General features: G+C 59.4%; 15 protein-coding genes and 1 tRNA gene. 6 read left to right on the forward strand and 10 right to left on the reverse strand.

The features are described from left to right. Positions 1–207 precede the first annotated feature (207 nt). Positions 208–420 carry a hypothetical protein gene (locus AArcS_RS11450; RefSeq protein ID WP_238477551.1) on the forward strand — a complete coding sequence of 71 codons (213 nt, stop codon included), beginning with the start codon at positions 208–210 and terminating at the stop codon, positions 418–420. A 103-nt stretch (positions 421–523) separates the two neighbouring features. Then, a complete protein-coding gene (locus tag AArcS_RS11455; RefSeq protein WP_238477552.1) occupies positions 524–1,396 on the forward strand; it encodes a hypothetical protein in 873 nt (290 codons plus the stop codon). 3 nt (positions 1,397–1,399) lie between these two features. Here the strand turns inward: AArcS_RS11455 and AArcS_RS11460 are convergent, their stop codons facing one another. Continuing rightward, positions 1,400–1,561 carry a hypothetical protein gene (locus AArcS_RS11460; protein WP_238477553.1) on the reverse strand — a complete coding sequence of 54 codons (162 nt, stop codon included), beginning with the start codon at positions 1,559–1,561 and terminating at the stop codon, positions 1,400–1,402. Between the two features lie 117 nt (positions 1,562–1,678). Here AArcS_RS11460 and AArcS_RS11465 point away from each other — a divergent pair, with 117 nt between their 5' ends. Together AArcS_RS11465 and ncsA are read left to right on the forward strand one after the other, a co-directional pair. Continuing rightward, entirely contained in the window at positions 1,679–2,371 is a 693-nt protein-coding gene (locus AArcS_RS11465) for an alpha/beta hydrolase (protein WP_238477554.1), read from the forward strand. 48 nt (positions 2,372–2,419) lie between these two features. Beyond that, a complete protein-coding gene (ncsA, locus tag AArcS_RS11470; RefSeq protein WP_238477555.1) occupies positions 2,420–3,430 on the forward strand; it encodes a tRNA 2-thiolation protein NcsA in 1,011 nt (336 codons plus the stop codon). A gap of 15 nt (positions 3,431–3,445) precedes the next feature. On the opposite strand, the gene AArcS_RS11475 is transcribed toward ncsA, so the two are convergent. From AArcS_RS11475 to AArcS_RS11490, 4 genes are all read right to left on the reverse strand, one after another. After that, on the reverse strand, positions 3,446–3,820 hold the full coding sequence (locus AArcS_RS11475; protein WP_238477556.1) for an Ig-like domain-containing protein: 375 nt from the start codon (positions 3,818–3,820) through the stop codon (positions 3,446–3,448). Between the two features lie 69 nt (positions 3,821–3,889). After that, entirely contained in the window at positions 3,890–5,083 is a 1,194-nt protein-coding gene (ftsZ, locus tag AArcS_RS11480; protein ID WP_238477557.1) for a cell division protein FtsZ, read from the reverse strand. A gap of 2 nt (positions 5,084–5,085) precedes the next feature. Then, the gene (gene cdrS, locus AArcS_RS11485; protein ID WP_238477558.1) at positions 5,086–5,262 is read right to left on the reverse strand and encodes a transcriptional regulator CdrS; all 177 of its coding nucleotides are present in this window, start codon (positions 5,260–5,262) and stop codon (positions 5,086–5,088) included. A gap of 215 nt (positions 5,263–5,477) precedes the next feature. Continuing rightward, complete coding sequence (locus AArcS_RS11490) at positions 5,478–5,984, reverse strand: double zinc ribbon domain-containing protein (RefSeq protein ID WP_238477559.1); 507 nt, start codon at positions 5,982–5,984, stop codon at positions 5,478–5,480. 145 nt (positions 5,985–6,129) lie between these two features. Here AArcS_RS11490 and AArcS_RS11495 point away from each other — a divergent pair. Further along, positions 6,130–6,203: transfer RNA gene (locus tag AArcS_RS11495), tRNA-Tyr, on the forward strand. 1,144 nt (positions 6,204–7,347) lie between these two features. Here the strand turns inward: AArcS_RS11495 and AArcS_RS11500 are convergent. The 5 genes from AArcS_RS11500 to AArcS_RS11520 form a co-directional block, all read right to left on the reverse strand. Further along, the gene (locus AArcS_RS11500) at positions 7,348–8,154 is read right to left on the reverse strand and encodes a zinc ribbon domain-containing protein (RefSeq protein ID WP_238477560.1); all 807 of its coding nucleotides are present in this window, start codon (positions 8,152–8,154) and stop codon (positions 7,348–7,350) included. A gap of 1,267 nt (positions 8,155–9,421) precedes the next feature. Beyond that, positions 9,422–9,799 carry a hypothetical protein gene (locus tag AArcS_RS11505; protein WP_238477561.1) on the reverse strand — a complete coding sequence of 126 codons (378 nt, stop codon included), beginning with the start codon at positions 9,797–9,799 and terminating at the stop codon, positions 9,422–9,424. Between the two features lie 3 nt (positions 9,800–9,802). Next, positions 9,803–10,825: a tyrosine-type recombinase/integrase gene (locus AArcS_RS11510; protein WP_238477562.1), complete on the reverse strand. Its 1,023-nt coding sequence runs from the start codon at positions 10,823–10,825 to the stop codon at positions 9,803–9,805. A 620-nt stretch (positions 10,826–11,445) separates the two neighbouring features. After that, complete coding sequence (locus AArcS_RS11515; RefSeq protein WP_238477563.1) at positions 11,446–12,420, reverse strand: phosphotransferase family protein; 975 nt, start codon at positions 12,418–12,420, stop codon at positions 11,446–11,448. Continuing rightward, positions 12,413–13,090, reverse strand: coding sequence for an HAD family hydrolase (locus AArcS_RS11520; RefSeq protein WP_238477564.1), 678 nt, complete (start codon positions 13,088–13,090; stop codon positions 12,413–12,415). Before AArcS_RS11520 ends, AArcS_RS11515 begins: the two co-directional genes overlap by 8 nt. Before the next feature lie 89 nt (positions 13,091–13,179). Between AArcS_RS11520 and AArcS_RS11525 the strand changes: the two genes are divergently transcribed. After that, on the forward strand, positions 13,180–14,214 hold the full coding sequence (locus tag AArcS_RS11525; RefSeq protein ID WP_238477565.1) for a Gfo/Idh/MocA family protein: 1,035 nt from the start codon (positions 13,180–13,182) through the stop codon (positions 14,212–14,214). The last annotated feature ends 10 nt before the right edge of the window (positions 14,215–14,224 follow it).

Consider the following 14,224-nt stretch of genomic DNA (forward strand, 5'->3'; position numbering starts at 1 on the left):
ATTTATTCTGCGTATAGATGAGGTTTTGGTCCGTATAGAGGTGCGTTGGTGCCCGGAGTCAGGGAGGATAAATAACATAAACAATTATTAAGGATAAGCTCACAGTGGTAGATACGATGCTCACGTTCGTAGCAGTACGCGACCACTCCTTCTGATCGACGTCCAGTACCCGACCGATCCGCCGCAATCCGACCAATGCCAGCCAACATGCAGACGACACGACGACCAGTTAGACCGACAAGTGACGCCGCCGATCGGCACGCCACACCGGCTACAGGGACCCCCGACAGCGAGAGCGTCGTTCCCGGGGAACAGACCGGAGCAAGCGCCGATGCCCCGGCGGTGTTTGATAATACTGACGTTATACTGCCGAACCTGTTCGACCGAAACAACGCACTCGTCGCACCCGACACGGAATGATCCAGACAACGACACGGAATGATATAGACACCTCACAGAGAGAGAATTCTCAGTAAACGGCCAGTATATTCATACATAATCATGCAAACCGATGAGATGAGAAATGCCCCCCTTGACGGACGATGGCGAGGAGAACTCTCGAACGAGCCGCAGGGCAGTACTTCAGTCGGTCGGTGGGGGGATCGGCGTCACAGCAGGCATCGGCGCGGGTGGGTACTTGACGGATGACCGATTCACCGACGAGGATGGGGATGGGATCCCCGATAGAAAAGAACGCTCCGATTCGTTTCACCGCAGGCTTACCGACCTGTTTGGTGAAAATCAGTTCGAGGGTCTTGATCCGGATCGACGAGATCTTCTACTCGATATCAGGTACATCGGTGAGGCGTCGATCGACGACAGAACGAAACGCACCATCGAACAGCGGTTCCGCGACCACGGTGTCTACGCGCAGTGGCTCGACTACCCGGGCCGATACGACCACGACCGGATCGAACGCGAGTACGGCTGGAACGCCAAGACGTTGCTCTGGGATCGAACTGGACTATACCGCGAAGAGGTCGAGCCGTTCGTCCGAGATGTTGCGGTGCAGGTCTTCGTCATCCCCGGTCACGAGTTCGAGAGGTACGGTGGACTGGTCTACAGCCCGTGGGCTAACCTGTTCGGTGGCGGCGTCGACGGCCACGTCAACGGCTTCAGTGTCGGTAACAGGGCGGTCGTCTGCGATCGTAACGACAAGTGGGAACAGGAACGGCTCCTCTTCCACGAGATTGCCCACCTCACACTGTGTCACGACGACGACCCCGACAACACGGGCGTGATGGGTACCAACGAGGAGATCGCGTTGACCGACGACGAATGGGACACGCTCCGAACGAACCTCGACGCGGTTCGGGATACGACCGGCTACGATATCGCCTTCCGAAGATGTCTCTGGGAAGGATGTCTCGAGGGAGTCGCCGACCGTCTCCAGTGATACTTACCGGCCGGTCGAGACGTCCGTACTCCCACACTCCGGACAGCGGGTCAGCGTTCCGATCGATACCGCATCGAGTCGGTCCCACTCGTCGCTTCCAGGTGGTGCCTCGAACCCGCAGTTCCAGCAGTGCGACAGCATTGCTGGCTCCGTATTCCGGGACATATGTCGATATTCTACGGACTCGCTCATAACCTTCGAGGGTGTGCTATCGAACCGCTTGATTCACGAACGAGATATCCACCGCCAACGCTTATAGTTCTCGTCGCTGAAAATACGTCCGTGCGCCGACAGACGTTCGACGGAAACTCCGACGACGAACTCGTGTTCGTCCTCGGCTGGGGGAACAGAATCGATCACGAGAACGTCCAGTGGCTGATAGACGAGTTGACAGGGGAGTTTCGTGTCACGGTCTTTGAGCTTCCGGATACAATCAACAATTTCGTCGAGGAGTACGTACTTCCGATAGAGCGCTACGTCGAGACACTCGACTCGTTCCGGCTGCTGGGTCATAGCACCGGCGGCCTGATCGGGCCATATCTCGACGACGCCGAGACCCGGACCTACCTCAGCCCATGGTGGGGGTACGCCGAGAACCACCAGGGGCCAGCACTAACGCTCGTCAGAAAACTGCCGATATCGGTACCGATCGTCCCGACAGAGGTGACCGAGAGAGACGCGATCGGTGAGCTAGCCACCGATCGACAGCTCTCCGAAGGAGCTGGACGCGCCGCTCCGTCGTTCCTCCGGGAGATACGGTATGCCCAGCGTGCGTTGCCACCGATCAGTGACGACGCCGTCGTCTTCTGCACCCTCAGTGATCGGCTGGTCAGTACCCGGGCGATCGGTGATCGGGTTCCCTCAGATCGGATCCGACTGTACGACGGCGGGCACGAGTTGTTCTCCTCACCGGACCGGGATCGACGGATCGACACGCTACTCACCGCCGTTCGTGACGGTCCGGACGCGCAGTAAGACGCCGAGCCGAAACGGTGATGTCGCTCACACGGTTACGCTCTCTCAATGGATTGTACCAAGTGCGACCGCGAGGCCGTGATGCATGCGGCGTACTCGGGATCGCATCTCTGCGAGGAACACTTCTGCGAGTCGGTCGAGAGCCGCGTCCGCCATCGCATCCGCGAGGACAGCCTCGTGCCGCGCTCGGCCACACCCGAGAACCCACAGCGATGGGTCATCGGCCTTTCGGGCGGGAAAGACAGCGTCGTCCTCACGCAAATCCTTGAGGACACGTTTGCCAAGGATCCCCGTATCGAGCTGATTGCGCTGACGATCCACGAAGGGATCGAAGGGTACCGCGACAAAAGCGTCGACGCCTGTGAGGAGCTGGCAGCCGATCTCGACCTGCGCCACGAACTGGTCACATACGAGGAGGAGTTCGGCGTCCAGATGGACGATGTCGTCGAAAAAGACCCGGAGAACATGGCGGCATGTGCGTACTGCGGCGTCTTTCGGCGTGATCTCCTCTCGAAGTACGCCGACGAGTTCGACGCTGACAAACTATTGACCGGCCACAATCTCGATGACGAGGCCCAGACCGCCCTGATGAATTTCCTCGAAGGGAACGTCGAGCAGATGGCCAGTCACTTCCATGCGAGCCTCGGCGACTTCGATGATCGTAACCTACCGGACTCCGAGGACAGGTCGCTCGACTCCCGGTCGGATCAAGATGTGTTCGTACCGCGGGCGAAGCCGCTCCGGGACATTCCCGAGAAGGAAGTTGCCCTCTACGCTCACCTCCGGAATCTACCCGCGCATATAACGGAGTGTCCACACTCCAGTGAAGCCTACCGAGGGGAGATCCAGCAGCTGCTCTACGACCTCGAAGAGAACCATCCCGGAACCCGACATTCGATCATGTCCGGCTACGAGGAACTGGCTGCGCTCGCAGCCGACAGTCACAACGACGACAGCGATGAGGCGAAGGACACCCAGGAGTGTGTTGAGTGTGGCGCGCCGACCACGCGCGAGCGGTGCCGGAAGTGCACGCTGGTCGATGCGGTCCAGTCGGTGTAATACGGGGAGCTGGTCTCACTCGCAATCATCGGAATCGAACATAACCTCGTCATCCCGAATCCAGATTCGTAGCACTTGATCGTCACAGCCCTGCGGAGCAAGTTCATACGTCTCCGTCTCCCCGTCAACCGTCACTTCGACATCGTACTCTGTCCCTGCCAGCGCGTTTTCCTCCCGTAGGGTCTCACCAGAGTCGAGTTCGTACTCCCGAGCGAGAGCCAACTCGTTCCCCGTGTACATACGAAAGTCGATTTCGACCGCTCCGGCTCGATGGTTCTCAATGTCATATGTGGTATGTCCCTCGTCGGCCTCCGTACAGCCAGCTATCGCTCCGAATGCGAGCCCACAACTGGCGGCCAGCAGCTGACGCCGGGAAGTGCTTATCGTCACTGTAGGTGCCAGTTTGTGGTGGGGATAAATCAGGGTTTCCGACCCTCGCCGGTCAAAAAGAAGACGCAACTACCGGATTACGTCGAGACCGTTCTGCTTCTCGACCGTGTCCTTCCCGCCGTCGCTCTGTGCACCGAAGCTGCCTTTGCTTCCCGAGTCGTCGAGGTTCTGGCTAGCGTCAAAGGATGCTTCGTTCGCTCCCTGGAGACTCTCACGGGACTTGTTGGCCTGCTTTTGCGTCGTCGGACCAAGCACTTGCGCGCTCTGGACGCCGGTCATGATCGCCATCACGCGGACCTTGCCCTTGTACTCCTCCTGGATTCGGGCACCCCAGATGACGTTCGCACTGGCTTCCAGACGCTCGGTGATGTTGTCCGCGATCCCTTCGGCCTCCTTCAGTGTGAGGTCGGGCCCACCAGTAATGTGAACCAGCCCGCCGCTCGCGCCGCGGTAGTCGACATCGAGCAGTGGATGGTTCATCGCGTCTTTGACGACCTCCTCCGTCTTGTTCTTGTCCTGCGTCTCGCCGACGAGCATCACTGCGACGCCACCCTGATTCATGATGGTCGTCATGTCGGCGTAGTCCAGGTTAATCAGGCTCGGCTGGGTGATCGTTTCCGAGATCCCCTTGACGGTCTCGGCGATAATCTGGTCCATCACCGAAAACGCCTTTCCGATCGGGAGGTTCGGCACGTACTCCAGCAGACGGTTGTTGTCGAGCACGATGATCGAGTCGGCCTCGTCGCGCAGTTTCTCTAGACCTTCTTCTGCCTTGACTGTCCGTGCGCGCTCGACGTTGAACGGCGTCGAGACCATTCCGACGACGATCGCCCCCTGTTCTTTGGCGATCTTCGAGACGACAGGTGCCGCACCGGTCCCGGTTCCGCCACCCATCCCCGCGGTGACGAACACCAGATCTGCGTTACCCAGCACTTCCTTGACCGTTCCCTGAGCCATCTCGGTAGCTCGCTCGCCCATCGAGGGGTCTCCGCCAGCACCGAGCCCGCTGGTCAGGGACTTACCGACCAGAATTTTCGTGTCGGCCTCGATCATCTTGAGGTGCTGTTTATCGGTGTTGATCGCGATGGTCTCGGCACCCTCGACGCCGATGTTGTACAGTCGGTTGACGGTGTTATTACCAGCACCTCCAGCGCCGACGATCACGATCCGGGGATCGCCGAACTCGTCATCGTCTGCCGCAGCATCCATCTCCCGTTTCTCCTCTTCGGCGTTTTCAAGCGCATCCTGAACAATATCTTGCATAGCTACACCTTCGCCCAGGTTCGTTTACTGGAGTTCTGGGAGGTCTCCTGTTGTTCGTCGACCATCTCCCGGACAGCGGCCCGAATCGCCTCGCTACGATTCGGGTACTGGCCGGTGTCGACCATCTGTTCGACCGCGTCGATCTGCTGTTTCGGAATTCGCAGTGTCACACGCTCCATATGTTGTATTCCCCTGTGTAAGACGGCCGCCCTTCGTGGATACCGATCATTTGTCTTACGCCCCTCGCCACCCGACAACGCCGGATGTGAGGGGTTCCACCCCTTCGTGTAAGACAACCGTCTTACGCGACTGGAACCTCACGGGCATACATAATAAATGTAACGGCGGTTGTGACACAAAGGAGTAAACGCCGTCTTCGGTAGTGTGTGACTCTCTACCGAGTATCTAGCACGTCTGCAGCCGGTGTCCGACGCCCACAGCCTGGGCAGAAGGCCCAGTCCGAACGGAGCTCGTCTCCACATTCACAGAACGAACGTTTGGACGCCTTTTCCCCACAGTTCGGACAGTAAACGTGATCGTCACTCACCGTATCGCCACACTGTGTACACGTCCTGTCGTCACGCTCGACCGACACGTCTCCTGACGACACTGTCTGACGCTCGGCAGTCGCTCGCTCGTCCTCGATAGAGACGTTTACCGTGACGTCCTGTGGCATCGATCCCTGACCCAGCCGCTCGTCCAGCCGTCGGTCGATCAACTGATCGACGCGGTCGGCGACCAGCGCGTCCAGCGAGTCCGCATCCTGTGTCGTCCCCTCCGCCGGCTCGTGTTCCTCGATGTAGCTCCGTAGTGCCTCGCGTAACACCTCGCTTTTCGAGGCGTCGAACGACTCGATCTCCTTGACGAGGTCGTCGTCCGCCCGGAACGTAATCTTACTCATTACCGCTCATCTGTCATTGTGTCGCCATCCCTTATCAACGTTCGGACGTGTCTGACACGTGTCTGTCATAGGCTGGTTCCCACTGGCACGGTGGCCGTCGATAATAACCCTTAAGTCCGACAGTGAACCAGTACTAATCGCACGCCCGCCCTTAGCTCAGACTGGTAGAGCAGTCGACTGTAGATCGACTTGTCCCCCGTTCAAATCGGGGAGGGCGGACTCGTTTTCGAGTCGAACCGGATTGACCGTACAGCGACGGTATTACCCTGTAAACCGCCCATATACGTCGAATGAGTCGAACGGGAATCCCGGTCAACTCTCCGCAGCGCGGGTTCGGTTCGGATATACTCGGGCCGAATGGTTAAGATTTGTCACCGTCGTTACTACGCAGCGTGTGCTGGAGCCTCGGTCGTCAGACTCTGCTGTCCTCGTTACCTCGTAAGACCTCTCACAGGGGCGTCTCTCGCACCTTCGTCGCTCGGCGAGTAGTTTGGGTCCTATCGTGCCTCGCCTCTCTGCTGGCAAGCCCCAGCGACCGTCGCGGGACCTCAGACGTCGATTACGAACTTGCCCGAATAGAACCCCCTCACTCAGTAGCCCGCTGTTGACAGTGTGATCGAAGTCTCAGTCGCCCACGCATGACCGTCCCCATCGGCGCTGTTGTCTGAACCCTCAGACGATTCCTTCCGAGTGGTTCTCTCGACTGTGGTATCCCAACCTCACCCGGAACTCCGTCTGAGGGTTCAGCGTGGGGCCCCGAGGTTCACCGATCAGTTTCATGCCAGTTGGTGACGGTGGTGCCTCCGATCCCGCCTCGCCAGAGACCCTACTCGTAACTCGTCTGCCTGAACCCTCAGCGAACTACCCCACATACCTCACCGATCTGGTCCGTCACTCTCCGGGGATCCCTCCTGATCTGTCGAGCGCAGAGTTCGGGGTTTCGGTGCCACCGGTGATACCCTTCTCTCCCGTCACATCGATTCTCAACTCGTCTGGCCGGTCGTGGACGACTCTGCTCACACTCGAAGCGTTGGTAGATGGTATGGGCCTCGATCAACTCGATCTTCTGCTCGCGGGGACTGGAGAGGCCACTGTACCTTCAGCGTCGACCTCGGGGGAAGGGAGTCTGTGTCGTCGAGATGTCGACCTCGTCATTGTAATCTCGTGGTCCGAGCTGGCCCTCCCCGCTCAGTCGTCCGTCAGCACCTCGCAACCGGCGCTGTCGCCCGACTCTGGGACCTTCAGTCGTCGATGAGTCCGAGGCGAAAGAGGGTGGACCCAAAACGTGGAATACCTCCTGTATGGACTCATAGAAGACGATTAGGAAAATCCTATGGACTTGGACAACGCACAATAATACGACTCATGCTGTCGTAAGACGTCTAATCCCTCTGATTCCGTACACTATGACCAAGGCCAAAACAAATACAAAAACCACCATCACAAGTCCGGCGCTTGCGGACATGGTTGGGTCGTTGGCAGTTTCCATTATAGACACGGCCACCGCTAAAAGAAGTAGGAGGGTGTACGCCAAACCGATTAAGAAGAACGGACGACTCCATATTCTGTCCGGGGGTCCTTCTTCCCAATCGTCTCGGTGCCACGATAGGTCTACACCAGTTTTGTCATGAATCAGAGGAACAACACGGCGTCGTACCCGGGGGATAACGAGCACCCCTGCCAACATAAAAAAGAAGACCTCTCCCGTCCTCGGAACTTGAACCATGCCTGCCCAAATCAACATGATAGCAGTGAAAATCGAAAATATCGGAAACGCTGGGTCCCATCTGCTGTCGTCTGTGCCATCTGCTGCCTCCCTTTGGTCTTTGTTCGTTATGTCCTCAGTGACTTCATCCATTTTGTTGGTATCATGATCACTCTTCTTGACCTCTTCAATATCCGATTGGATTTCATACCCACACTCCGAACAGAAATTGGGGTCCTGCTCTATTCTGACACCGCAATTTGGACATGAATAGTCTGCTAAATTAGTTCCGCACTCGGGGCAATATTTTGCGTCTTTGGCAACTTTCGTTTTACATTTGAGACATTCTTGATTGGTTACCATGTACAAACCATCTAGCCCATTATCCTTGATATTTATCCCCCTCCAGAGTTTCACGAGGCGGCCCCGCTCTCTGCGGAAAGGTCTCTTGTGAGCCCGGTTCACCGTCTCGCGTTTCGGTTCGTCCCGTCTGAACCCTCAGCCACTCGTCTCGTCGCACCCGTTCCCATCTCTCTGACTCGCTGGGAGGGGTCAGACGACGTTTGCTCCGTCGTTTGTCGGGGTCCACTCCCACTCCCGGTCCTTGCGGGATCGGGGTCGTGGTTCGCCCTGTCTCGACGGGTCGAAGCCCCTCCGTCTGAAGGCTCAGACGGTGAAGTACCCTGTCGTGGGTTTCTTATCTAATAAATACTCACGTCGGGTTCATCTGAACCCTCAGACGGACTCGCGGCCTCGGATGCACTGGCAACCTCGTCGACAGGGTGGTGTCGTCTGAACCTTCAGACAGCTCTTCGTACTGTTAGTACCGATCTGTTTTCCCTTCATAATCCCTTTAGTACAGCTACCGTTCTACTACCGACCTACTCCACCTCACCCCCCTCGACCGCGACCGAACAGAACGTTGGCGGCGCTGACGCGCCTTGACCGCCCCGCACCGCACGGGAAGACGGAGACGTCCCTTTGGGGGGAGGGTTCGTCCCAAAAGCCCATTACTTCGGACCTACCTAAGGAAGTGTGAGGGGCCTGACTTCCTCACCTTCCACCTTCCGACGTAGAGGGGCTTTCGTTTCCTGCACTGGGTTTCTCGACCAGACCGGAGTCGTTCCGGATTTACCGATGTCCTGTTCGTATAGCGGCCTTCAGGGGGTTCGGCTTCGCGTACTCGTCAACGAGTGTTACTAAGACCTCGGGGGCCATAAGAGTGTCGAACGTCTGATGGTTCAGACAAGTAGTCGCCATACTGAAACAGCTGGGTGGGGAATCCGTCTGAAGGTTCAGACAACCATAATCGCCCTACTGGTGCCCTCTATGCCAGTATCTAATATCACTTCGTTTGTCTGATCCCTCAGACACTGACTTACGAAAATTAGTATCTCATATATTACTGTATTCTGCCTGAGGGTTCAGACATCTCACTCGATTCTGAACTACGAGTAGATAGGTGGTCAACCGTCTGACCCCTCAGACAGCGGTGTACCTCTGTCTGTACTCCAGCGAGTATCAAGTAATCATCTCGCACTCCAGCCGCTTGGTGTCCGGCCCGCGGCGCGAGAGATTCCGGGGTCCGGTGCGAGATCGTCGAGAGGGTCCGCTACGGGCCTCGTGGAGGCGTCCACAGGAACTCCTTCGCTCGACGAAAGGGATACATCGTCGAGCAGTCCGAGAGCCAGCAAAGTGGCGTGGCGCGGGTGCTCACCCCCCACGAGCGATCCTACACCTCGTCGGTCTCCGGCGACACGCCTGAGGGTTCAGCCGCCCGGACGTGCTCGATCTCCTCGATAGTCAGCCGGATCTCGCCGATGGCCGTACCATCTGGCCCGAGTACGGAGATGTCGAACGTTGGGGGATCACCGAGGGGAACAGCGGCTGGCCGAACCTTGTCAATGTCCTCGGCGATCCAGAAGCCCTCAGGGCTATCGTCGGGCTCGGCGAGTACACTGAAGACAGCGTCGTCGAATCGATCAGCGAACTCTGTCAGCTCGCGCCACGAGTCTGGCTCGATCTCGGGCTTTGCCTCATCGTCAGCGGATCCTCTGACCCCCGAGAGATCGGTCACTGAGGCGTCCCGTGAGTACTCAGTGCGATCCATGGGTTATACCCCTTCGAGGTACTCTCGCCGCTGCTCGACCTTGACCTCCTCGGAGCGCTTATCGTAATGCTTGTCGAGGACCTCCTGACCGACATTCATCCGGTCGGAGACGACCTTCTCGGGGACGTCTTCAGAGAGGTGGTGTGTGATCGATCCCCGGCGAACCGAGTGCGGGCTCACGCTCGACGGACACCGGCTGTAAGAGCCGTAATCCACGCCTTCACACCCGTCGGGATCACGGTCATGTGGACAGTCGTAGCCGTAGTAGCACGGCCTCGTGGCCTTGTAGACCGTCTCGCGGACCGTCGTTCCCGATAGCCGACCGTGCTGAGTCGTCAGCAGCGGCTCACGACCGTTTTCGTCGGTCATCTCCGGACGCTGACGGTCGATCCAGTCGTCCAACACTTCGCAAACGTAGGGATCGAGAGCGACCAGCCGCTCACCTTCGCTCCCGTTCTTTAGACCCGTGTCGGTCTCGGGACGATGACGGAGTTCGAGGCGTTTCTCTTCGGGATCGTAATCGTCGAGATCGAGAGCCACGATCGATCCCAGTCGGATCCCAGTATGCCAGAGCAGTTCAAGGACGACGTGGGTCCGGGAGGCGTACTCGAACCGGCGGAGGTACTCCAGCACGTTCTCGGCCTGCTCCGACCGGAGGATCTCTTCCCGCTGCTCGTCGTCGTTCGAGAGCGTTGGGAGCAGGATCTTCTCGTGGAGGCCGCTCGGGACGGCGTCGATGGTCTCACAGAACCGTATGAATACCCGAAGGGTCTCTAACTGGGTGCGAAGGGATACGGCGTTTAGATCTCCATCCTCCTTCCGCCAGAGCCGATACTCGTGGAGCTTCCGACCCGAGAGGTCGTTCATGTCGTCGATGTCCTCTTCGTCACACCAACGGATGAAGTGGACGAGTCGATAGTGATGGGCCTGAAGCGTTCGTTCCGTCACTTCCCCTTCGCGCTCCCGGTGATACATTTCCTTTGCCGTCTCTGGATCGAGCGGTTCGAGTTCTTGGTTTCCAGTCATGGTTTTGTTTGAACCCGCGATCCACGGAGCGACCGGGATCCGTTGCCCTGTTCGACTTGTCCCCCGTCCTCGTGAGCGAAGCGAACGAGGGCTCGGAAGGCGCGCACAGCGAAGCGAGCACGTCTTCCGGCGTTCAAATCGGGGAGGGCGGACTGGTTTTCGAGTCGAATCGTAGTCGACCTCCATCGACTTGTCCCCCGTCCTCGTGAGCGAAGCGAACGAGGGCTCAGAAGGCGCGCACAGTGGAGCGAGCACGTCTTCCGGCGTTCTAAATCGGGGAGGGCGGACTTTCTCCTGCGAACAACGTGTGCAGTGAGAAATCCATCCTGAGCCGATTTGAACACGAGAGTCGCACGCTCGCGAACGAAGTGAGCGAGACCGTCTCTCATCTGTTCAATATCGGGGAGGGCGGACCTACTTCCTACCCGAATTACAGTAGATAGCCATACGGCTGTTTACACTGTTCTCAGCACCTCTAATCGGAGATCTGGATTTTCGAAATCGCGGCGAAAATCCGGATTTGAACTGGCAACCAGTCGGGGGTCCGTGCCCTCTGTCGAAATCGAGAGTGGAACCGAATCTAGATCGACCGTCAGGAGTGTGATCAGCGAAACACTTTCTCACTCATATCGAATTTCGCCGTCAGAGAGTACGCTCTCCAGCGCGTCCCAATGGAAATCTACCGCCGCTGCCCATCCAACGGGGGGATACTGGGGATTGGTGACCACACCCGACGAGTCCACTGCACTTTCGGCGATCGCTGCGACACGACATGCCGGGTGGATCGACGGATAGCCTCTAACAGCACTGTAGCCACTCCTGAACGCCTCACGGAGGGGGCCGGGATCGTCGACGTACCAGTCGGCCACGAGGTACTCCGACTTCGCTACCGAGAGCTCCGGCGGGGCCGCGAGCGGCGCTTCCCAGTCGAGCACCGCGGTGACTGACCCGTCGGCGACGAGCGCGTTACCGGGTCGGAAGTCCCAGGGGAACAGTCGTGGTGCTGCGTCCGACACCGGTATCTCCTCGAACAGTGCGCGCAGATCGTCACGTAGCGGGTCGAACGCGTCGGGGAGCCGCTCGACCGCCCGAAGACCGTACTGCCGGAACCAGCGGTTCCAGTCCGTGTGTTCGGTCCGAAACTCCCCTTCGGAGACGAGAAGTCGCCCATAGCCGTCGAACTCGAACGCCTCGTGGAGCCGAGCGAGCGCCTTTCCGAACCAGTACGCGAGATCACGTCGCGTCTCCGCGTTGACTGTGGCGAATCGTTCGTGAAGATCCGCTCCGGCCACGTATGCGGTGAGCATGTATGCGACGCCATTGTGTGAGCCAGCCGTGAGCACCGGCGGAACTGGAACGAAGGTTCGCCCCCTGATCTCGCGCAGGAGCGCTGCCTCCGTCCGGAGCCAGGTCCGCTCATCACAGACCTGTAGTACGACGGGACCGCGCCCGGCGAAGCGGACGACCGCGGTTCGCTTGCGGTTGCCGCGGTGGATCGGCTCGACGTCGACCGCCGGTTCCTCGACGCTTCCGAGCGCAGCTTCGGCTGCAGCCCACCGTGGCTCGGTCTCAAACACGTCCCGCAATTTATTCATTGTTCACCCCCAGCACCTCCGGCAGGTCGGCCAGCGAGTTCAGGGTGTACTCGGGGTCGTACGACCCCGGTCCCTGCTCGTTACGGAGCCACGCCGCGGCGAGTCCCGTGTTCTGTGAGCCAGCGACATCGTACTCCACCGAGTTGCCAACGTAGAGCGCGCGGTCAGGAGCCACACCCAGATCATCGAGCGCACGCTCGAACGGCAGCGCGTGCGGCTTCGCCCGCGGGAGTTCCGCGGCAAACACGACCGCATCGAATCGGTCCCCGAGACCGAGCGCGTCGAGTTTCGTTCGCTGGCTGTCGGCTGGTCCGTTCGTAACGAGCCCCACCTGTCCAGCGGCCGCCGCTGCATCGAGCGCTACGCTTGCGCCCGGAAGCAGCTCGACCGCGCTGTCGTCGATCGCCGCGACCAGTTCACGCGCGAGTGCCAGCGTGTCCGCGTCCGAGCGGTCGTGCTGTGCGGCGACCCGGGCGAACCCGGCCCCGTAGTACCCGATCGGATCGTCGTGATCCGGTGGCCCGGAGAGCGCCGTCCACAGGTCGGAAGGGGCGCCGAACGGGTCCTCGCCCACCCGCTCGAAGACGCGCGCGTACAGCGTCTCGGTGTCCTGTGTACGCTGACAGAGCGTCCCGTCGAGATCGAATAGAACGGCTTCGAAGTTCGCCACAGTCGGTAGTTGGTCCTCACGAGCAAAAACCTCGTGTCGAGCCGTCGGGCGGGCACAGATTCTTGCCACCTTGCCCGGACTGCTAGCGTATGACGTGGACGTTCGCCTGCGCGAATTTCGACCAGATGCACATGAACACAAACATCGGCTGGGTCGCGGCCCATCCGGACGCGGAACTCGTCGGAATTTGCGACGAGGATCCCAGCACGTCGACCGGATCGCTGTCGGCGGCGGTGAGTGAGTTCGATATCCCAAAGCGGGACGTGTATGACGACCTCGATACCTGTCTGGCTGAAACCGACCCCGACGTGGTGATTGGCTGTCCGCGCAATTCCGGACACGCGGCCTTCGTCGAGCGCGTCGAGCCGTACGATGTCCATCTGGCTATCGAGAAGCCACTGGCCGCGACACTGGCTGGAGCGGATCGAATACTCGACGCCGTCGACGAGTCCGACCGGCTGTTCGTCCTCAACTGGCCGGTCATGTGGGATCCAGTAATACACGAGGTCCGGACGCTGGTGGCCGATGGGACGATCGGCGACGTCATTGAGGTGCAGTACTACGGCGGGAACTCCGGGGCACCCCCCAGGGGGAGCTGGTTCTACGACCCCGAGGCTGGCGGCGGATCAATGCTGGATTATCTGGGCTACGGCGCGACGTTCGCGACGTGGTTCCGCGGTGGCGACCTGCCCACTGAGGTCACCGCTGAAACGTACGTCCCGGACGGCCTCGATGTCGACGTGCAGTCCTCGACGATCTGCCGGTTCGAAGAGGGGTTGTCTGCGTTTCAGACCTCATGGCGGATGCTTACCGACCCGTGGGAGATCCAGCCCCAGCCGCCGAAAGGCTACGAAATCGTCGGCACGGAGGGAGCGATCAGCACGAGAGAACGGAGCGCGTCGATCCGGGTCACGACCGAGGGGGATCCGGAAGGCTATTCAGTCGAGCCGTCGCCCCTACCCGGGCGGTTCGAGAATCTGGTTGCCTATCTGATCGACCTGCTGGAAACAGACAGCGAGCCGTCGGGGCCTGCAGATCCCGCGTTCTGCCGAGATGCACATCGAATCGTCGAGACCGCACGTCGGAGTGCCGAGCGCGGTGAGACCCTGCGGCTGGTCGAGTAGTGGGTACAGG

Origin of the sequence: Natranaeroarchaeum sulfidigenes (assembly GCF_017094485.1) — an archaeon.
In the GTDB taxonomy this organism is placed as follows: Archaea; Halobacteriota; Halobacteria; order Halobacteriales; family Natronoarchaeaceae; genus Natranaeroarchaeum; species Natranaeroarchaeum sulfidigenes.